15 protein-coding genes are annotated in these 21,059 nt (G+C 56.8%); 3 read left to right on the top strand and 12 right to left on the bottom strand.

All coding sequences use genetic code 11. The features are described 5' to 3' along the window. Nucleotides 1–90 precede the first annotated feature (90 nt). A complete protein-coding gene (locus PU724_RS26920; RefSeq protein WP_354422693.1) occupies nt 91–1,203 on the top strand; it encodes a glycosyltransferase in 1,113 nt (370 codons plus the stop codon). A gap of 233 nt (nt 1,204–1,436) precedes the next feature. Here the strand turns inward: PU724_RS26920 and PU724_RS26925 are convergent, their stop codons facing one another. From PU724_RS26925 to PU724_RS26970, 10 genes are all read right to left on the bottom strand, one after another. Next, nucleotides 1,437–3,311 carry a Wzz/FepE/Etk N-terminal domain-containing protein gene (locus PU724_RS26925; RefSeq protein ID WP_354422695.1) on the bottom strand — a complete coding sequence of 625 codons (1,875 nt, stop codon included), beginning with the start codon at nt 3,309–3,311 and terminating at the stop codon, nt 1,437–1,439. A gap of 442 nt (nt 3,312–3,753) precedes the next feature. Next, the gene (locus PU724_RS26930; protein ID WP_354422697.1) at nt 3,754–4,125 is read right to left on the bottom strand and encodes an exopolysaccharide production repressor protein; all 372 of its coding nucleotides are present in this window, start codon (nt 4,123–4,125) and stop codon (nt 3,754–3,756) included. A 446-nt stretch (nt 4,126–4,571) separates the two neighbouring features. Continuing rightward, on the bottom strand, nt 4,572–5,528 hold the full coding sequence (locus PU724_RS26935) for a glycosyltransferase family 2 protein (RefSeq protein WP_354422699.1): 957 nt from the start codon (nt 5,526–5,528) through the stop codon (nt 4,572–4,574). Beyond that, complete coding sequence (locus tag PU724_RS26940; RefSeq protein ID WP_354422701.1) at nt 5,525–6,793, bottom strand: O-antigen ligase family protein; 1,269 nt, start codon at nt 6,791–6,793, stop codon at nt 5,525–5,527. The genes PU724_RS26935 and PU724_RS26940 overlap by 4 nt, the downstream gene beginning before the upstream one ends. 270 nt (nt 6,794–7,063) lie before the next feature. Then, nucleotides 7,064–9,187: a hypothetical protein gene (locus PU724_RS26945; RefSeq protein WP_354422702.1), complete on the bottom strand. Its 2,124-nt coding sequence runs from the start codon at nt 9,185–9,187 to the stop codon at nt 7,064–7,066. Nucleotides 9,188–9,226: 39 nt separating this feature from the next. Next, on the bottom strand, nt 9,227–10,747 hold the full coding sequence (locus PU724_RS26950; protein ID WP_354422704.1) for a lipopolysaccharide biosynthesis protein: 1,521 nt from the start codon (nt 10,745–10,747) through the stop codon (nt 9,227–9,229). After that, nucleotides 10,707–11,897 (bottom strand): glycosyltransferase, encoded by a 1,191-nt coding sequence (locus PU724_RS26955; protein ID WP_354422705.1) that lies wholly within the window; start codon nt 11,895–11,897, stop codon nt 10,707–10,709. The genes PU724_RS26950 and PU724_RS26955 overlap by 41 nt, the downstream gene beginning before the upstream one ends. 44 nt (nt 11,898–11,941) lie before the next feature. Further along, nucleotides 11,942–13,099: a hypothetical protein gene (locus PU724_RS26960; protein ID WP_354422707.1), complete on the bottom strand. Its 1,158-nt coding sequence runs from the start codon at nt 13,097–13,099 to the stop codon at nt 11,942–11,944. Next, complete coding sequence (locus tag PU724_RS26965; protein WP_354422709.1) at nt 13,096–14,334, bottom strand: glycosyltransferase; 1,239 nt, start codon at nt 14,332–14,334, stop codon at nt 13,096–13,098. The genes PU724_RS26960 and PU724_RS26965 overlap by 4 nt, the downstream gene beginning before the upstream one ends. A 43-nt stretch (nt 14,335–14,377) precedes the next feature. Further along, entirely contained in the window at nt 14,378–15,670 is a 1,293-nt protein-coding gene (locus tag PU724_RS26970) for a glycosyltransferase family 4 protein (RefSeq protein WP_426213678.1), read from the bottom strand. A 296-nt stretch (nt 15,671–15,966) separates the two neighbouring features. On the opposite strand from PU724_RS26970, the gene PU724_RS26975 reads away from it, so the two are divergent. Together PU724_RS26975 and PU724_RS26980 are read left to right on the top strand one after the other, a co-directional pair. Continuing rightward, complete coding sequence (locus tag PU724_RS26975; protein WP_426213679.1) at nt 15,967–17,553, top strand: GMC oxidoreductase; 1,587 nt, start codon at nt 15,967–15,969, stop codon at nt 17,551–17,553. 14 nt (nt 17,554–17,567) lie between these two features. Further along, nucleotides 17,568–18,734, top strand: a complete 1,167-nt coding sequence (locus PU724_RS26980) for a glycosyltransferase (RefSeq protein WP_426213680.1) — start codon at nt 17,568–17,570, stop codon at nt 18,732–18,734. 14 nt (nt 18,735–18,748) lie between these two features. On the opposite strand, the gene PU724_RS26985 is transcribed toward PU724_RS26980, so the two are convergent. Both PU724_RS26985 and PU724_RS26990 read right to left on the bottom strand, forming a co-directional pair. Further along, on the bottom strand, nt 18,749–19,498 hold the full coding sequence (locus PU724_RS26985) for a methyltransferase domain-containing protein (protein WP_354422716.1): 750 nt from the start codon (nt 19,496–19,498) through the stop codon (nt 18,749–18,751). Between the two features lie 124 nt (nt 19,499–19,622). After that, the gene (locus tag PU724_RS26990) at nt 19,623–20,990 is read right to left on the bottom strand and encodes an exopolysaccharide biosynthesis polyprenyl glycosylphosphotransferase (RefSeq protein ID WP_354422717.1); all 1,368 of its coding nucleotides are present in this window, start codon (nt 20,988–20,990) and stop codon (nt 19,623–19,625) included. Nucleotides 20,991–21,059 lie beyond the last annotated feature (69 nt).

Here is a 21,059-nt window from a genome sequence, read left to right on the forward strand (position 1 = left end):
CGAGCGGCTGGAAAAGTCCGCGCGAAATCGGGCAACTATCTACAATAGTAGAGACGAGGTGTGCTCCAATCGAGAGCCATTCACTGTTACATGCGAATTCTTTACGTCATCTACGGTTTCGATCCCGGTGGCGCCGAGCACGGGCTTCTCACCTTGTTGCGAGCAGGATTTTTCAGCGACCACGAGCTGAAGATTCTCGCTTGTTGCCGTGGTCGTGGTGGGACTCTTGCCGATGAAATTGCCGCACAGATTGGGGAGCCTAATTTTATCCTGACTTCGCAGAGCGAAGAGACTTCCTTGCACAACTTCGCACGCTCGTTCTTTGTATTATTACGCCTCATCTGGGAGTGGCGACCAGATATGGTTGCGTTGTCGCTCAAACAGGCCAACCTTCTGGGACGGCTTGCTGCGACGTTTGCTCCTCGGCTGCACTGCGTTTCTTTCGAACACACCGCCCGCTACCGCTACCGCTCCTGGCGCGCCGCGGCCGTTTATGGCCCTGTGCTCAAGGCGCTGTCCTGGCGCGTCGACGAAATCTGGGCTGATTGCGAAAGTACGCTGCAGGAGACGCAGGCATACTTCCTGCCGCGCAGGCGCCGGTCGCATATCGTGCCTCTGTTTTGCTCCGACGAGGCTTCCAGCCACAAGCGCGATTACGCCCTTCACACACCCTTGCGCCTTGCTGCTGCCGGACGGCTTATCCCACTGAAGAACTTTGATCGCCTGATCGACGCTATCCGAATGCTCCAGGACCGCTGCGTTTCTGCAAGCCTCGATCTTTACGGCGAAGGGCCGGAACGGCAGGCGCTTTCGCGCAAGGCGGATGAACTCGGCATCGGAGATCGCGTGCATTTCCATGGCTATGTCGCGCGCTGGTTCGAGCTAGCCTGTGATCGTGACATGTTCATCAACCTGTCCGATACGGAAGGGTTCTGCATCGTCGTCGCCGAGGCGATGCTTGCCGGCCTTCCGGTGATCGCGACAGACGTCGGCGGTATCCGGGATTACGGCAAGGATGGAGGGAATATGCTCAAGCTTGCTGTTCCCTCAGCGGAGATGGCGGTAACGCAAGCACTAGTGTTCGCGGACGATGAAACGCTCCGCAAGAGGATCGGAATGCAGGCACGACAGGATATGCTGCAGGCCTATTCGCAGGGTGCTTTGCGTGACCGCGCCACGGCGGTGTTGGGTGGGGGAGTGTAGGGACGGCAAAGGACTCCTGATCCAAGGCCCGGCCGGTCGTGAATTCCGCCGGTTCCGCAACCCGATCTGACCCTTCTCCCAGGCCGATGGCAGCGCCCGGCCCGCCGGACTGGATTGCCGGTCCCTGCCGACAACACCGTTTACTCCGCCCGAGAATTTGCGGTTATGCGCGTCGAACACTATTTCCTGAGTCTCGCACGGTCGGCATTCGACACAAAACAATTGCTCCGCAACTAAGACCGGTAATACTGGCCATAGCGTTCACTGTAAAATTCGGCGCTGCCGAACTTTTGATACAGCTTAATTGTTTTGCTATCGACCTTGTTGAGCAGAGCGCCGATACATTTATCCGCAAGGACCTGATTGTTGTTGAGGCTTTCGCGCACGAATGTTCGAGCGGTCACGCCCCATTCAACAACCAGAACAAGGGCGTCGAGGTGCTGGACGAAGGACCTCACGTCCGCGACTGGAGCCAGCGGGGGCAAATCAACGACGACGTAATTGAACGTAGAGCCCGCCTTGAGCAGAAAGTCGCTCATTTTCTCGATGGGAAGCACCGTCTGTGCAACCTTTTGTTGGCTCTGATTCACGCCGGGCAGGAATCTCAATGGCAGTGACTCATGAGCCAACATATCTCTCGCTTTGAAATCTCCAGTCAACAAGTTGGCCAAGCCACGTTCCCAGCCGTTGGCTAACATGGGAGACAAACCCGGATTGTGGATATCGGCATCGATCAACAGTGTCCTGCAGCGCTGCATAGCAAGAACCATCGCAAAATTGGCTGCGATCAGCGACTTACCTTCTCCGGGGAGGCAGGAAACGATGCCGATCGCCTTGGTGCTCTTCCTTGGTAACTCGACATCAACAGCGACTTTCACCGTTCGCATCGCTTCAGCGAATTCCGAGCGCGGATGCTGCTCTACCCAGTTGAAAGCGCTATTCCCCACCTCGATAAATCGCCGCTCTCCGGCCGCATGATCACGCTTGTTCCGCTGAATTAGCTTCCCGTCCAGCAACGGGATCATTCCGAGCGTATCAAGTCCGAGCTCATCGCGAACTTGACCTCTCGTACGAAAGAAGCGCTCCCGATACTCCCGAATTCCGCCCATACCGGCGCCAATCATCCCGCCGACTGCGACGCCGATCGCCAGGGTAACAATGCTGTTCGGAGAACTCGGACTGCTCGGGTATGATGCTTCCGAGATAATCCGCGCCTCGGTCAACGCCATCGAAAGGTTCTGCAGGCTCTCTTGGTACTGCTGCAGGACCAGTTCGTATTGCGACTTGAGGGAAGAGGCCTCAAGTTCGAGCTGGCGCAAGGTAACCAGCGTTTCCTTGGTCAGCGTGGTGTCCGTTCGGTACCTGTGCACTGCGAGCTCGGCGTCGACCGATCGCTTCCGGACCGTTTCGACTTCTTCCGCCAGGGCACTGCGAGCGCGGATTATCGATTCATCTTTGGCTCCAACTTGGTCACTGATATAGATTTCAGCATACTTGTTAGCAATTTTTTGCGCCATTTCAGCGCTAGGCGACTGAAATTGGATTTGCAGAATGTAAGAATCGCCTACCCGAGCTACCGTTAAGTTTTCAGCCAGAATGTCTAATGCTTGCCATCGATCAGGCCCTCGCTCCGCACTCGGGTTCACCGGCACTCCTCTATCTTCGGAACTGCCAATGGATGACCGCACCACCGAAGCGAGGGATCCTCTGAGACTGTTGAGCAACGAATAGGGCGCCGACAAAAAAGAGCGATCGGAAGCAAGTCCGAGGCTGTCAACGACCTTTAGCCCGATCCGGTCGGAACGCAACAGTTCGACCTGACTCACCATCATCGGGTCAAGCTGTGTGGAGCTTCCGCTCTCTGTCAACTTCGTCACGACGGATGGCTGGTTCTTGTCGATCAGGATTCTGGCCGTCGATTCGTACAAGGGCACCTCGGCCGCCAGGTACGCCAAACCAATCAGAAGGCCTGCAACCGCGCATGTAAGGACAAGCCTCAATTGCCGTCGCGCTGCCGCCAGGAGGGTCTCGAGATCAATCGTTCCCGACAGAGGATCGCCGAATATCAAGGCAGCATCGGGGTGTCGATTTTCAACTTCGCGGAGCATACGCCTTCAAACCCGTGGGATGAGACTGGGCAGCGCATAGGAAAAACACCCTACCACACTATCGGACCAAACGTCCCCAAAATTCAGGGTCGGCGCCGCCAGGCCATAGCGCTCGGGCGAGCATCAGCCCGCTCCTCTCCGAAGGCGCGAATTCTTAACCTTCCTCACGCAGCCTATTCCCCGGGCTGCACGTCCTGCGATCCCGCTAAAGGGAATTTTGTCGTATTGCCAAATTGCAAAACATCTGAGCAATAGATTCAATGGCCGAGCATGAGCCTGTGCTGCGGGGAAACAGGGATCTCGATTGGAATGCCTCGTCAATCACAGGCACGCGATAACGATCTCCGCAAAAAGCCTGCCGGCATTGGGCGGCTCGAGGAACGCGTCTCCAATGCCCGACTAAGACAGTCGGCAGTCATATTTTGTATCGTAGTGTGGGGTGTCATCCTGCTGATCGTCCTCCTCTAGGCGGAACGTGATCCGCCTTGTTCCCTAAGTGTCGCGGCCGTTGGTCCCCTTCGGGCTCGTCGCGCGCGATTTGTGACTTCGGGGTCTTGGATTCTTTGGAGCCCGAGCGCCACACAAGCAGCAGCACAGCAAAAAAGTAACCAATCTGTATCAAGATCCCACAAATTACCGTTTGGACAAACGTGCTCCAGAGTGAACCGGTAAGCAAATATATACTGATGGCGAATGCCAACAGAACTAAGATAAGGCCGCGCAAAAAAAGTAAAAAGGACATCGCCGTCCCACTCGCAGCCGCTGGCGCGACGCGCTCCTTGGCTATCCAGCTCTTGAGCGCGTTAACCATCATAACATATCGGAGTGGGCGAGAGCGCTAAAATATTAGCAAATGCGAATAAATGCGCCCTACCGCGGCTGAGGCGACCGATGCCGCTCGGCCTCCTTGTTGTGACCGCGCAGGTGGCCGTCGTTTCGGCCAAAGGGTCGAAGCCCTTGCTCGGTGCTTGGTCGACCCTCAGCGAGTGCGATCAACATGACAAGCTTTGCCTGTGGAGTCGGCACCAGCGTTCGGCGACATCATGAATTGCCATTGAGCGGGGGCCAGCGCCGTTGACGCCCTCTGCTGCAATTGGCCGAGGGCAGACGGACTTCCCTCGAACCGACTGGGATAGCTGCTGAAATGCGGCGGACCAGATCAGTCGTAGTGGAAATGGGTTCGACGGCTTCGCGATAGCGACTTCCCCTATCAGCGGACCCGGATTTCGCCTGCTCGCCAATCCACCAACATCTCTAAGGTCAGCAAAGTTTTTTGCGCATGGCTCGGTAGAACAACAGCTTGGCTGCGCGGCGCGCCTGCGGCTCCAAGCCCTTTGGCAGGGCGCAGAGAAAAATGTAAACATATACCCGCCAGGACAATGGATCGTGCCATATCGCGCGCAGGAGCAAGCCCGCTCCGCGTTTCTTTTCGCCTCGGGCCACGCAATCATTGCCGGCTTTTGCGTATAGGCGCGCGTTTCGCCGCCGCGCGAGGTGCGCAAGTTCCGGCCTTCGGATGGCCCATTCTCGTGTGAGGTGTTCTGCTATCGGCAGAAGCGCTTCGAGTCTGCGAGTGGTGTTTGAACCATGACGCCGCTTATAGACGAGTGCTCCGGCCACATGTTGAAATGTCCAACGCTCTGCCACGCGCATGCAAAACTCGGTATCCTCTCCAACCCTTAATGTCTCGTTGAACAACCCGATGTCTTCAATAGTCTCCCGCCGCATAACGATACTGGAAGGAACAATCGGGCCATCAGACAGAAAATATGTAGGCAGCGTATCGCATTGGTCCGCGCGGTAGCGGCCAACGGCCACGGGTACAGCATCGGAAAGATCTGGCGCGGAAAAGTCGACTAAATCACCATACACGAGAGCTGCCTTGCAGCCCTTGTCGAAGGCGGTCAATTGACGCTCAAGCTTGTCCTCAGCCCAAAAATCATCGCCGTCCAGAAATGCAACAAAATCACCCGTGGCATGTCTGATGGCAAGATTCCTCGCCGATGAAGGCCCAATACCCGCCGTTGTCAGGACATGGATCCGCGGCTCCCGATCGACCAACGCCGCAATCACTTCGGTCGAGCCATCCGTCGAGCCATCATTGACAATGATGATCTCTTTGATGGCCTCCGAAGCCGTCTGATTGATCACGCTTTCCACTGCCTGCACAATGAAGAGTTCCTCATTGTGGCATGTCAAGATGACAGAAACACTCACCTTGCGCTTCCTGGCAAGGCGCGGCCAAGAAATCGACCCGTCGGGTGGCTCCTCCGCGCCCTGTGTAATGCGAAGCTAAGCCCGTACCACGTCAATTCCGGCAGGAGCGAGACAAGGATCAGCGTGACGAAAGCTCGCGTACCGGAGGCTTCTGTTCCAACATAGAAACCGCAGGGCACAAGCACCACGAGGGGCAGAAGCCGTGCATGGGCCGGTCCGATCAATTCGTGAAAAAGTGCCAAGCTTAAAACACGGCCTAACCGAACCCATGCGGCGACCCATATCAGGATGTAGAGGCTGAGCCCGATGATGCCGTTCTCTGTAAGTATGCGTTGAAACTCGCCATGGATTCCCAGCCGCAACTCGTCAGGAAGATTGCGGAACTCAGTGTCGATAATATTTTTGAATTTATTCGTGCCTACACCCATTAGCGGATGTTGAGAGATGAGCTGTTTGGAGAGGGTGAAGGCAAACGAGCGCTGGACGTTGCTGGGCGTATCTCCAGGGGCATATTTCCCCTTTGCGGCGAGGTATTCGTACTGCCCCATCCTCAGCGGATCGAGCATGCTCTGCAATTGCTTTTCGATATAGGCATTGTCAATCGCGGTTGATAGCACAAGAAGACCCACGAAGCCGGCGGCGATCGCCGGTACCATCGCAGCGAGCCTTCCCCGTGTAAGAAGCGCGGCCGTCAGAAAGAAATAGATCAAGAAAGCCTTCCGCTCCCCAGACAGCACGAGCAAAGGGAGTAGCCCTACCCATGCAAACCAAAGGTTGCGCCGCTTGGATTGGCTGGCGAAGAGCAGCAGCCCCGCAAGCGCAATTGGAAAGAAGGTGAACACGAGCCTTGGATCGAACAGATGTTTCCAACCGACCGAGTAGCCATGATCCACATGCCAGGCGATCGTATAGGCGAGGGTCAGCACCATGCCGAAAAGCAAGATGTTCATTATCTGGCGCGTATCGAGCCGTCTGGCCTCCTGTGCGAGGACGAACGCAAAGGCGCCGACGGCGGACATCTGCAACAGTTCGCGCAGGCCGTTCTCTATGTCCACGCTAAACGCCGAGACCATGTGCCAGACCAAGAAGGGCAGGAGGAGCAGAAAACCCACTGGAAAAGTCAAACCTCGCCAACGTCCTGTCGTAAGGCCAATGATGAGCGCCAGCAATGTGATCAGCTCGAATGGACGCAACAATACAAGACTCGTCTCGAGCCTGATTGGTAGGAAGAGGCTTAGTATCGCGAATGTGAGGAGATAACGCATCTCAGCCCCTCGCGGCGCGAAATCCTTTTAACACGTTCTCTTACCCGGAAACAGAATCTCGTTGCGTCTATCTAGGCTGGGAGGGTGGAGAGATCCGTTTGCTGTCGCACCGGCAGGCGGACCCCGAAATGGAGGAAGCCTGGCGCCATCTCGGCTTCCTCGTCGCTTCAACTACGCCGACTTCGCTTCCGTCAAAATATGAAAGAAGCTAGGGGTCAGGCAGTCAGCGGAGATTGATGCCGCACGGTCACCGCGCGCAGTCCATGCGATCTAGCCCACGGTCTCGCTTACCGGGGACCAGGCTTCTGGCTGGTCGAGCACAGAGACTGCGCGAACATGGCAGCGAATTTTATGCCCGATATCCGGGGAGCCAAGTTGATAGTCTGTGCCGGTTTCGCCGACGATCGGAACGCCGTCACGATACCAGTGACACTCTATTTGCGACGCGATCACGTTTGGTACGACGGTCAGCGATTGGCCTGCTGAGGTCCGGCCCGACAAGGCCGGCAATGCACTGAAACCCGGCGGAACCCTACCAAGATCCGCTTCCGTCTGCCGGACCCTTATATAGTCAATGACCATGTCATAGGTCTGCGATGGGTCCGGTTGAGCACGCCCCTTGTTTTGATCGTAAGCGAAATCCACCATGATGTATTTTTTCGCTGCGAGTTCCGGACTCGTCGGAACGCGCGCCACTTCCCAGCCATCGATCACGAAATAACTATAATCATCCTCGATCTGGGCGTACCAAGTATGAAATTCGCCATCATATATGTCGATTGTCGTTCGAAAGCCATTTGATGGATCGACTTGATAGCCGGCGATTTTACGGTGCACGCCACCTGTCGCGATATGTGGATCTGCATAACCGAGCTTGGGTTTATGCACGTGCTGGCTTATGTTGATATAGGCCCCATTGAGACCATCATATTCCCAAAAGTCAGTCTCAAGACGATTGCGGGTCCTCCAGAACAGATGCTCTTTGCCATACGCCCAAAATGCAGGAAAAAATCCGGGGCGGGGCGCTGCGATCTTTGGAAGTCTGGCGCGGATCTCAAAGATTCCCTTTCCCCAACACCGTCCTTGGCCATTGTTGTTCACTGAAGAGAACGCACCTGTTCGCCAGCGGTCCTTATGCAAGAGCCGGAGCGCCAGCGTGTGGCTGGCGGCGTCGTGCACATATGAGGAAGGTGACCCCGAGATCCGCTGGGCAATGGCGTCAACGCCGACATTCGCCAGAGAGGTCGGCGCATACCAGATGCTGGCTTGGGCACCTTTGGAATCATCGACAACCGTGTTGGAATCGAAATCATCAAAAAAAACCGTTGTGTAACCGCGGATCGGTGGCGCTGCCTCACCACGATGAGCATATCGCTCATTGCCGATGGCTGCCCAGGTCTCCCAAGAGGCGGAGTCGAATGCGTAACGCGCCGGTTTGTTGTTCGCATCCTCGGATGAGGGAGGGCGCTGGCGATAGGGATGATCACTGGGCAGGGCGGATTGCCGGCCGACGCGCCACATGCCCCATCCCATCAGCATGTCGATCAGCGAGTCATCCAGTTCGCTTTGCCCTATGATGACGCAGTCGATCGCGACGTCGGCCCTCATCGGATTGTTCACATCGCCCATGAAGCTCTCCGATTTTACCCGGTTGGGCGCCAATGCATAAATCGTCTGGCCAGACGTCCCGACGCCATTCACCACGACCTGCATCACGAATCCCCGGCGGTATCCGACCATGACATTCCAGCCGCCGAAATCCGTCGAGCATTTCCCTTCCTCGCTCTTGATCTTGCCGTCATCGACCTGTGAAACGAATGTGCTTGCCGATGGTCTGAAGCAGACCCGCGGCTGGCGGTGCACCGAACCACCCTCGGCGCCATTAACGCACAAAACAGAAACGTTGTTCGTATCGGAGTTGGCTGCGGAATCGCACCGGGCGATTACGAGCCACCAGCGGTGAAGGTAGGGGGCGTCGTTGTCGGCAGGCCAAGTCAATGCCTGTTTCGTACCCTTCTTGAAGAGGACGCCGTCTTTCCCAAGCTTTGTCGGGCACAGAGAAGGCTCAGGCTGCACCGCAGCCACAGGCTTCACGCCGCCAGACTGCCACGAGGAGACCTCACCTTCGGCCAAATCCTCCTGATACCAGGATTTCACGATCATCTCCGGGAACATATCTGGATGCCAGGGTACCTTCTGCTGTGAGCCTTGGTCCGGACCGGCGGCGAAAGCATCCCGTCCTGGGCGACCGGATGCCGTCAGCAGAAGGGCGCATGCGCCGCGCGCCAGATCCCGGCGGGAAATGCGGTTGGTCATCTTCGTGGTACCGGTACGGGATTCCGCCGTGGACACCTGCTGCCAATTATTGCGCTTCTTCAGACCCAGTGCATTCATAATTCATCCTCGCATGGGCGGCCTGTGAGCTACATTGAACTATGCAAATCTGACCCATTTCGCGTTCTTGGATGTCAGCGTTTGCAGAACTTCCGCACCATACTTCCCGAAGAGGAGCGACGCTCTCAGATAGAGAGTAACGACAGATAATGCACCTATAACGAGAAGCCCGGTCGCGAGCACCAGATAGTCGGGCGATCCGGCAAGCAGCGCTTTTACCGCCGAACCCGTGGCGAAGACCACGGCGGCAAATGCGACAGGCGGTACATGGACGAGCGCGAAATCCAGAACAGACAATCCCGTCATCCGACAACTGACCGCCGCATAAAGGAAGAAGCTCGTCGCAATGGCGCCGGACACTGAAAAGGCGACCGCGTTCACACCGTGGGGCGCCGCGAAGAACGCGGATGCAGTGACAAGGGCCATGTAGATGAATTGCATCAGAGCCGTTCGGTAGCTGCGGCCTGTGGCAAGTGTCACGGATCCGCACACTTTATAACCGACGCGGAAATAGATTACTGCAGAGAATGCGACCATAGGAGCAACGGCGCCGATCCAGTTCTGGCCAAGGACTGTCACAACAAGCTCCTTCGCAAAACAGCACAGAAACGCGCTGGTCGGCAGGGCAAGCGCCGCCGTCAAAGCATAACCCTTTAGCTGAGCGGTGCGGAGCCTCGCCTTGTCGTGATGAACCTTTGACAGCAGGGGGAAGACAACGCTCTTGTTCAGATCACCGAACAGATTTGCCGGCATCGCGATCAGATAAAACGCTCGCGAATAGATGCCCAGTTCCGAGGTGCCGATCAGGCGCGCGACAATAATGTTATCGATATATTTGGCGACGAAGCTCGATACACCCGCCAGCGAATAGCCCAGGCTCTGGCTGCGGATATCGCGGTAGGACTGCATGTCGAAACGAGGACCCACGAGATAGTCCCTCGCCATGAAGAAATAGATGCCGGCCAAGATGAAAGCCTCGGCCATGTACGCGAACACCAAGGCCCAATAGCTGAGGCCAAAATAGGCAAGGGGAATGGCGAGGCCGACATTGGAAGCAATCCAGGCGACCAGCCTCGCTATGGAGGATATTTTGAATTTCAGATGCCGCGACAAAATGGCCTCGGCGGTCAGATTGAACGCGTTCGCGACCATCATCACCGCAAGGATGCGCGAAACGAGAACCAGTTCGGGCACATGAAGAAAATCGGCAATCCGCTCTGCAAATACCCATTGAAGCAAGCCCAGGATAAGAGCGATTGTCAGCGACAAGGAAACTATGGTTCCGGTATGGCGCTCTTGGATGTCCGCTCGCTGGACCAAGACCTGCGACATGCCAAGGTTGGCAATGTTGCTGCCGATGGCCACGATGATCAGCGCAGCGCCAACGATACCGTATTCTCGTGGGGAAAGCAGGCGCGCCAGAACGGCCGTGACCAGGACATTCAACAAGGTTCGGGCAAGCAATGTGGTGCCGGCCCACGAGAGGCCCTTTGCTGCCCGTCGTGTCAGCTTCCTATGTTCAGCTATTTGGTCCAAGTTGACATGACCCAGACTGTCCAATTGGTCGGCGACGCTTCAGTGCATGCAAGCGAGCTGCAATATCGTCAGCTATCTTTCTCGCCCACGCTTCGCGGGTGAATTCACATTGCATTCGCCGTCTCGCGTTCTCCCCGAGCCGCGTCCGCAACTCTTTATTGTCGCGCAATTGAGTCAGCGCCCGGGTCCAGTCGGCAACGTCATCCGGGGAGCAAAGGAGAGCGGTTTCGCCAGCAGTAAATATCTCTCGCAAAACCGGAAGATCGCTACACAGAATGGCCTTTCCAAGCGCCATGTATTCGAATGCCTTCAAGGGCGACATCCAGTCAGCGAGGTTCGTCGTATTGTTGTCGACGCCTCGCACAACCCGCTGATAAGGCGCGAGCGCCACGTCGAAAGCCGCCAGGAACGACGGAATCCGCGCATGTGGCACATATCCGTGAAAGATAATATTTCTCTTGGGTTCTCCCCGAGCCCGCCATTGGTCGACGTCATGCTGCGTCCCGCCGACGATATGAAAGGTTGCCCAAGGGCAGGCTTGCGCAAGAGGAAGTATGACCTCCATGCCTTTTCCCGGATAGAGTTGCCCCGCATATCCGACATTGAAATCCCCGCAGAACGGGATAGCGTCTTCCTCCGGCGCTGTTACGAGATCGCCACCGAGCGGCACGGACAGGATGCGACCTGAGAGTTCGGGCCATCGGTCTTCAACGTGTTTCCGCAACGCTTCGCTTATGACAACGAGCGAAAGAAGGTTTTTCGACTTCGCCAAGTTGTCGAAGCGCCCTATGACCGCCAGGTGCTCGGTATCAATCGAGCTATGCAGTTCCAGCACCGTCGGAATGCCGGCCGCAGCCGTCGCCCTGGCCACGGAGATCGACCGGGTGATCACGGCATCGCGCGCTGTCAGCCAAGCTAGCAACGACACGGCAGCCCCAAAGACAAGCTTTCGGGCCGGAATATGATCGAATGGTATATGCCACAAACCAAAACGCCGCTCGGGATCGTAGGCCTTCCTGATTTCGTCCCACTTGTTTGTACCGGGTCGATCAAGGGGAATTGCAAGGACGGTTCTGCAGCCGATTGCTTGAAACGCGCTGCATGCCTTCACGACCTGCACGGCGTTTGCCGCCTGGCTCGGAATAGGCACCGGATGCGCATAGACAAGCTTCAAATTACTCATTCCTTTGGCGCCCAATCACCGGTTCCGCGGTCACTTCATGAAGCACCGGTTCGCTGAAATCGGTTTGCCGCCTGCAGCAGCAGTCGGCGCATTCCGCTGGCGCGCGCAAAATCGAGAGGCCATGAGAGAAATGGCAGCCGCCCGCGTACCAACGACGCGCCCCGTATGAGAAGGCGTTCCAGGCGGAAGGAAACCCGGCGCTGAACCGCCTGGTAATGGAATTCGATCTCTCGCTTGTTTTTGAGCGAAAGTCCCGGATAAGGTTGCCAAGACGCCCTGGCCGCTTCGAGGTTGAACCGCGGAAAGGGTGGTAGAGTAAATTCCCTTCGCAGACGCTCCATCGACGGTTCCAGCATCGCAAGGATTTCGGCCCTTTCATCGGGGGAGAGATATTCGTGATTGTTGTTGGGGCTTGCTATTCTCATGTCTACTGCTGCAAAGATCCTGCGTTCCAATTTGCGCTCGGAATATCGAATATGTTCATTTCTGCATCGTTTATATTCCAGGAGATCTCGGCTTAGCCGCTCATTGGCGCGAAGATTCGGTGTTGTAAAAGAGGAGATATCCTCGATTGCGAGAACATGCCGCACGAAATCATTGATTAGATTTGGCAGAGCCGCTTCGTAAGCGCGAACCGAGCAACCGGCGCTCCCGAACACATCGCGCCAGATCGATAGGTAACGGTGATAGTCCAGCATGTCATAAACTATGCTGAGAAAGGCGCCAACATCGCCGCTAAACAGCGCGCCTTTCTTTACATTTTGATTGTAAAGGGATTCCAGATAAAAATCTGGCCTTCGTACGTAGGAAACTACGTGGCATTCCACATGGGCAGGAATAGCGGCTCGCAGGCTCTCAATGAGACTGCGCTCTTTCGCAAGGACCTCCGCGCTCGTGTTCTGGCCGTGGAGGCACTCCAGATACCGCACCATGGCATAAAGATTTTCGGAGCTTGCGATGATTGTATCAGCTCCGATTTGCTCTGCCTTTCTCAAACTCTCAGGGATGAAATTCCGGAGTCTCTCTAGCCCATCTACCAAAGGTGCATTCACAAGACTATTGCAGTGGAACTCGTTTGCCGGCGACGCATAATACATACCATGCTCGCCCAATTCTTTTCCGTTTGCGCAAAGGAATTGCTGTAGCGCCGTGCTTCCGGTCTTATGCGTGCCGATATGGAGGATGAGCCTCATGTTACTTTTGCCGGCAGGTGAACTGGCGCATGGCGATCTTTCTGCATAAGCGTGGCGATGAGACTCATTTGCCGTGTCGCGACGCTTTCCATGCTGAATCGCGCAGCGACAGTTCGTTTGGCACGTCGCGCCATCGCATCGCGCTCGGCTTCCGATAGGCCAAGCGCGCGAAGCAGGAGCCCGCCATACTCCACATGCGAGCGAGCCAAAAACCCGCTGCGCTCATGCTCCACAATATCGGACGCACCGCTGACATCGGTGATGATCGGGACCACACCGCAACTCATGGCCTCGAGCAGGGCGTTTGACATGCCTTCCGACACCGAGGTGGAAAGATAGAAGTCAGCCTTCCACAGGAATGGAAAGACATCCTCGACCGCGCCGACGAATTTGACCCTGCCTGAAAGGCCCAACCGCACCGTCTGTTCCTCGAGCGCGATGCGGCATTGGCCATCGCCTAGGACGGTGAGTTGCGTCTTCGCCCCGGCGGGAAGGGCCGCGAACGCATCGAGCATGAACTCGAGGCATTTCTCCGGCTCGATGCGGCCGAGGCAAATGAAGCGTCGGGTGCCATCTGTGCTCGGCTGGCGGCGCCGCTTGAGGGGCAAATCAATCCCGTTTGGAATCAAGTGAATGCGATCCGCCTCGATGCCATGTCTCTTCAGATCCCCTGCGATTTGGCGGCTATTGGCGATGAAGGCCGTTACGTGCCGTTTGATCATGGACGATGCCAAGCGGCCGACAATTTTCTTTTCGCGCACAACGTCGAGATCGAAACACCGTCCGCCGCGGCCCATCTTTGCGAGAACTGGCTTGCGCAGGAGAGCCCCTGCCAACGCCGCCGGAACGGCGTGAAGTCGACCATGGATGACATGTACGACATCGAATTCGTCGCGACGGCGCAGCATCCAGATCACAAGCTGGACACACCACGACAGGAACGACAGCATATGTCGACCGCCCAAATTCGGGGCGGCATGCAAGCGAAGGCGCTCGATGGGCACGCCGTCGACCGCGGACCGTTTCGGCGTCGAGTGCGACAATCTGGGCGCCAAAATGGTTGTGGAGACGCCCCTTTCAACGAGCGCCCGAGCAAATCGCCGCGTCTGTTGCTCGGCGCCCCCATAAGACTCTGGAAAGTAGGTGGAGAGCACGAGCAAAATGCGTATGCAGTGAAGGTCTTCGGCTCGCGGGGTAATCATCGGGTGAGCAGAGGCAACTTCTGTTACATTCATCTCAATCCACCGCAGTCCGCCAATCTGCCCGAGCGCCGTGGGGTCATCGCGGAAGCGCCAGATTCCGAACGGGGGGTCTGGTCGACGCTCCCTTGCTCGCCCGATGCCGATTGAATGCCTCGCGGTAAATGGCCTCGGTCCGCTTTCCCATCTGCTTGGCGTCCCAGTTCGAAAGATCCGTCGCTGCGGCACCTCGGGCGAGGCAAGCCAGTCTTTCGCGATCCTCCAAAAGGGCGGCTGTTGCGTCGACCATGGCGCCCAAGTCGTCCGGAGGTGTGATCACGCTATTGCTGCCAGGACGGAGCACCTCGCGAAGACCCGGCAGATCGCAAGCGACGCACGGCTTGCCGCCGGCGAGATATTGCATCACCACGCGGGGCAACCCCTCTCGTATGGAACAGAGCAGGCAGAGATCCGCAAGTGCGATCAGCCGCTCAGGGTCGTCCCGATAACCGGTAAAGACCACTCGGCGCTGGAGCCCCAGCGAGTTGACTTGCGATTCGGCGATCGGGCGAAGCGGGCCATCGCCTGCGAGCACCAGTACCGTTTCGGGCAAGCGGGCAGCGACTTTGTTGAAAACCTCTAGAAATTCCGTGTGTCGCTTGCGTGGCTCGAATGCCGCAATCATCAAGAGCACAGGCGGGCGCGGCGCCTCCGGTGTCAAGCGCAACAATTCACGCCAATCGGCGGGCGGACTGGCGTTGCGAAAGCGATCGAGATCGAAGCCGGAATAGACGACATGATATTTGTCAGGATGTCCCACGCCCGCGCTCATGCATAAGTCACGGATGCCCTCGCTCACACAGATGAATGCACTGGTGACTGACGCCGCCAGTTTTTCCAAGGCGAGATAGGTGAGCCGCTCGGCGACGCCGACATGGACAAAAGGCACGATATGCACGCCATGAATGATCACTGGAATCCTTGCCGCCCATGCTGCGAAACGGCCGAGAATGCCCGCCTTGCTGGTATGCGTATGTACGATGTCGGCATTCAAGGCGCGGAATCTCCGGATAAGCGCCAACAATGCCTTCAAGTCGGAGGCAGGCGAAATGGACCTGGTCAAGTCGGGGATGCCAATGAGTTCCACCCGCGGGTCTACTTTGGCTAAAATTTCTGGGTGAACCGCCTCGCCGTGCAGCAGGAAAACCTCATGTCCTCGTTGCGCAGCCCAATTGCAGGAATAGACGGTATTCTCATCAGCACCACCATTGATGAGACGAGTAATGACATGAGCGATACGCAGTCGATGCGCCGCTTCAATTTTGCCTTTCGCATCCCGTGATTTCAAATCGCCGCTGCCGGGTTCAATCCACTCGATGGCGGCGCTGCCCACCCGGCTACGCTTGCGTTCTGCTGACATTCCGACAAGGGTGCTACTGCGTAGGAGTGACATGTCACGCCCTCGGGGGGGTGCATGCCGTACGGAGACAAGCTCTCGTCTCTCCTGGCCGCACCTATCTTATCCATTAGGACAGGTCCCAAATGGCTTTCAGGTGGTCAATTTGATTTAAGTTTTAGACGCCTCAGAGACGTGTCGCTGTTACCCCGGGCACAGCCGAATCCCTATTCGTCGTCTAGTTATGCGCGAATACTTTTCTTGCCGCGCTTGCGCGAAATCGCCCGGACTCGTTGGAAGAGGCAATCAAGGCGACGGGATGCGCCTCGCACATGAATTCCCTTCTGGATGTGACGACAACCGAGTTGACGTGCCAAGCCTGCGTCATTGGTTCCGGGCCCGCCGGAGCGCTCGTTGCCCTCCCACTCGCCGAACGGGGGATGGATGTGATCTTGGTGGAGGCGGGAAACCGGGATCCGGCACCACTTTCGTCTGTGCCCCTGGCGGAACTCGACGTCGATGGTGCGGTTGATCTGTCTTACGCGCAAGCTTTGCAGCTCGGTGGATCTTCAAATCTTTGGGCCGGCCGCGTGGCGAGAATGGACGTGGCAGATTTCGTGGAAAGGCCGGACATTGACTCACCGACTTGGCCATTCCCGCTGTCCGAACTTTCTCCATACTACGAGCGTGCGTTGGACATCTTGTGTATGCCCAGTTCCGCATACTACAAAGAATTGCCACGCCTGCCTTGTAGCTGGAAGACATTCGCAGCGAGCGATCAGGTTGACATAAGATATCTCATGTGGTCACGACCGGCCTTCAAAGTCGCCGAGCTCGTGACAAAGTCCGACGGAAAGCTCGCCAATCTACGGGTTCTGACTGACGCTCCCGTGTTCGATGTCACACCAAATGGAGATCGGCGGACCATCGAAAGCGTCACCGTCGGTCGTCGACAAAACCACAAAACAATCAAAGCTCAGGTGTTTGTTCTCGCCGCCGGTGGGATCGAAAGCACTCGGCTCTTGCTATGCTATGCGCGTCGTCACTGGAGGGGTGAAGAGGGGGCAATCGGTCGATATTTCTCAACGCATCCCAAGGCGGACTTGGCCGTCCTGTGGGCTAAACAACCGGTCAGTGCGGGGCATCCGTTGTTTCGAGAAGCTACGAGCAACGGGGTGCAGATACGAGCGGGTATCGGGCTCTCGACGGCTACGCAAATCTCCATCGGCACATTGAACCATAGCGCGCGTCTCTACCCCATTGCCGAATACAAGGCCGAAAAGGTCTTCGAGTCTATTAAGAGCGCCGCCCTTCGAGGCGCGCCGATCGTGAATCGAAGCGCCAGGCTACGACGTCTCCTGATTGCCTCGGGCAAGATGGCGTTTGACCGCCTAGGACAGGCTGTACGATTGCAGGCCAAAGCACGTACCTTCGTGGTCCGATTGAACTTGGATCAGCATTCGAACGCCGAGAACAGGCTGACCCTTTCCGAGGACTGCGATCGGGAAGGGCGCCAGCTGCTCAACGTGAGATGGCGATATGATCTAGCGGATCGCAGATCGGCTATGACCTTTCTCGACATGTTGAATGGCGTCCTTCGTGCACATGATGTTGGCCACCTCGAATACTCTTACCTTCGCGATTCGAATTCCTGGCCCCTCACGGCTGTTCACTCGCATTTCCTGGGTACTACGAGAATGAGCAACGATCCTCGCCAAGGAGTCGTCGACCAAAACTGCCGCGTCCACCAGTTGCACAATTTGTTTATCGCCGGCCCCTCCGTCTTTCCGCGATATGGGAATGCCAATCCGTTCCTGACGATCGCCGCTCTATCCCTTCGATTGAGCGATCATTTGAGCCGTGTGCTGGGCCGAGAGTGAGATCCGTGCGGATAATGTACTTAACCGCGACGCCTATGCCGGGACCGCAGGCCCATACCGTCAATATCGCTAAGATGTGCAGCGCGTTCTCCGCTTCAGGTGCGGATGTGACGCTCATTATCTCAGGTCGACTCCGTCGGCGCTTGCAAGCCGAATTGGCAGAACACTACGGGCTGGAGCACGGCTTCAGGGTGTGGACCATAGGGCTCCGGCAGCCCAACTCCCGTTGGGTTATCATGTTTGGAGTTCTGCTGGCGCGTATCCTTCGCATTGACCTCGTATATACGAGAGAACCCAGCTTCGCGCTGTGGCTTGCGCGTGCCGGATTTCCCGCCGCGCTGGAATTGCATCACGACCATCTTTCATTTGGGCCGAAGTCCAAAGCCGCATTTGCGGCGTTGACGCAACATCCACGCCTAAGGGGTTTGGTCGCCATTTCTCAAGCAATTGCCGACGCGGTACTCAAGGATTTTCCCTCTCTCGCATCCAAGATCATCGTGGCTGCCGACGGCGCCGACGCAATGATTTCTTCTGTCCAACCGGTCAAGGCGTCGTCGGGCTCAAAGCTCTCGGTCGGGTATGTCGGACACCTTTACCCCGGCAAGGGCATGGAAATTATCGCCGATTTGGCACCTCTATGTCCGTGGGCGCATTTTAACGTTGTAGGCGGGCGCGGGGAAGATGTTCAGTATTGGAAGGCGCGGACAGCGACCCTCTCCAATCTGACTTTGCATGGATCCCTGCCTCACGCTGCTGTTCCTGCCAGGCTTGCTCACTTCGACGTCGTCCTGGCGCCGTACAAGCGTTCCGTAATTGTGTCCAACGGCCGCATGGATGTGGCGTCGTGGATGTCTCCGCTGAAAATATTCGAGTACATGGCCTCGGAGAAAGCGATCATTGCCTCGGATTTGCCAGTCTTGCGCGAAATCCTGACCGACGGTGTCACCGCATTGCTCTGCGATCCAGACGATGTCAGATCCTGGGCGGCCGCGCTCGAGCGCCTTGCTCAGGATCCCGCAGAACGACGACGCCTGGGGCGCTCCGCGCGCGAGTTCCTGCTATCGGGCTATACATGGAAACAGCGTGCAGAGAAGATCCTAATCGCCCTGGGCATGGTGGCAGCGCGAATACCTCTGGATTGCAACTGCGCGCAAGCGATTGGGCATAGTACGCATGAGTGAATTGCTGAAGGAAGTTACTTCACCACCACCGCCTGCAGGTTTGACGGCAACATGGAGTCGATTCGGCTTCGCTCATCCAGGAATTGGCGGGTCTCGTACTGTCTCACCACAAAGACGTCCAAGACCCTGATGGTATGAAACAATAGCTCGATAAAGGGCCGGGCGAGCGGGAAAATGTCACATTGCAAGTGAATGCGCTGGATCAGAATTCCGATCGTTTCAAAGGGCTGGCTCGAGCCGCGGAGCATATCGAACCGCGTCCAATCCTGGAACAGCAGCTTGAAGCCATAGGGGGTGAAATGGAAAAAGTTGTCCGGGCATTCGTGGAATGAAAACACCGCGCTCGCGGAAATGACAAGACGACCGCCAGGCTCGAGAATGCGCCTCATATCCGCGACGATGCGTTCGGGATCAGGTATGTGCTCGAGAAGGCCGGTGCAGACAATGACTGGATAGCTTTCCGAAGCGATCTTGCTCAGATCCCGGTAGTATAAATCGACGTGCATGTCCGCCGGTTTGTCGGGTCGCTTCGTGACGGTGAATGCGTTGGGGAAATAGGGCTTGTAGTCGACGTCTTCGGAATGGATCACCAGCGTCCGCTCAGCGGTCGCATATTCGCGACACAGTCGGTCCAGATTCTTGGTCGACAATTTCCTCTTGGTGAACGTAAAGCGATAGAGACGTCTGCGGGCTCGTTTCCATAAGGGCTGCGATTGCGCAGCTGGATCCGGAACCCCGGCTATATGCTCGGTGTCGGACACCATCAGCTCTCCGTTGCCGCCATGTGGACGACCGGCAAAGGGCTGGCTCTGGCGTGGGAGTACGTAAGCCAGGTGAGCGGCGGCCAATCGCATCGAACCATGAAGGACTCTGAGAAGATGCTATCCATCAATATACGTCACGATCCGAAAGCAACAGCAAAGCCGTCGTCCAAATTATCTTAAGATCGAGCCGTATGCTCCACGACTTTATGTACCAGAGATCATGCTCAACGCGCTTTTCCATCCTCCACAGCTCTTTCGTCTCCCCCCGGAAGCCGTTGATCTGAGCCCAGCCTGTCAAACCGGGTTTTACACGCTGGCGATAAGCATAGCTCTCAATAATCTTACTATAGGCGTCGTCGTGAGCGACGGCGTGGGGTCGCGGGCCTACCAGAGACATCTCGCCCCGAAGCACGTTGAACAATTGCGGCAGCTCGTCGATGTTTGACCGGCGCAATACACCGCCAAGTCGGGTAACTCGCCTGTCATTGCGCTGAGCTTGGCGAATTTCCTTACCGTTCTCCTGCACGGTCATCGATCGGAACTTGTAAATATTGAATGGGTTACCACAAAAACCCCGCCGCGTCTGCTGGAACAGCACTGGGCGACCGCTCTCAAACGCTATGGCACACGCGACTACGGCCATCAACGGAAACAGGAACAGCAGTAGCAGGGATGCAAGGACGACGTCGAACAGCCGCTTCAGCAAGCGTTCGGCAGGTCGCAAAGGCGCGCGCTGGACTTCGAAGGCTCGCTGCCAACCGGTATGCAGTGGACACCCGGCCAGAATCTTGTCGGTGTAGGCGTCGGTGAAAAGATAGATCGGTAGCGGGAGGCGGGACATTTCCTCCAGGCTGCGTTCGATCAACCTCCGCTGATCCCACGGGCAAAACAGATAAACTGCCCCGTATGGGGCAATGCGGAAAGCAGCCTGGGCAGTTGCGACGCCGGCATGCACCGATTGTGCGGCAATCGTGCCATCGCGGTTCTCGATGGTCGAAACGCCGCAAACCGCGATGCCTTGTTGCGCGAGCTTGCTGATTATCCCCTGTTCCATTCCGGGGCCGCCAGCGTAAAACAGATAGGCTGTGCGCAAGGCAAGCTTCTCAGCTGCCAGAAGCCGTTTCAGCAATCGCGCTAGAGCCACGTGGCCAGGCAGCAGGATTGGGAATCCGACGGCGAACGCCAGAGTCAAAGAGCCGCGCGAGAACGTCGACGTGGTTTTCGTGAGAAAGGCGAGCCAAAGGATTGCAAAGAAAACGAACAACCACCCGGTGAAGAGTGTTTTGATTACACGGTGGTCGTCCAGGATACCGCTAACCGTGTAGGCGCCCCTGGCAGCCATAAACGCGACTAGCAATAAGCCGGCGGTAACGCTTAGATGAATCGTCTCCCAAATGTCTGACGGGCTTACCCCAAGGTGCCTATGATAGACCTCATTCGACGCAAGGAGTGTCGTCTCTGCAAGGAGAAAATCAGCGGCTGCAAAAAACACGCAAACTGCTCCCAGAGGGAGCCTTAGTGGTTCGATGCTTCGCTTTAAGAACGCACTCGACGCCTGGGT

The organism is Mesorhizobium abyssinicae (assembly GCF_049887195.1).
Lineage (GTDB): Bacteria > Pseudomonadota > Alphaproteobacteria > Rhizobiales > Rhizobiaceae > Mesorhizobium > Mesorhizobium abyssinicae.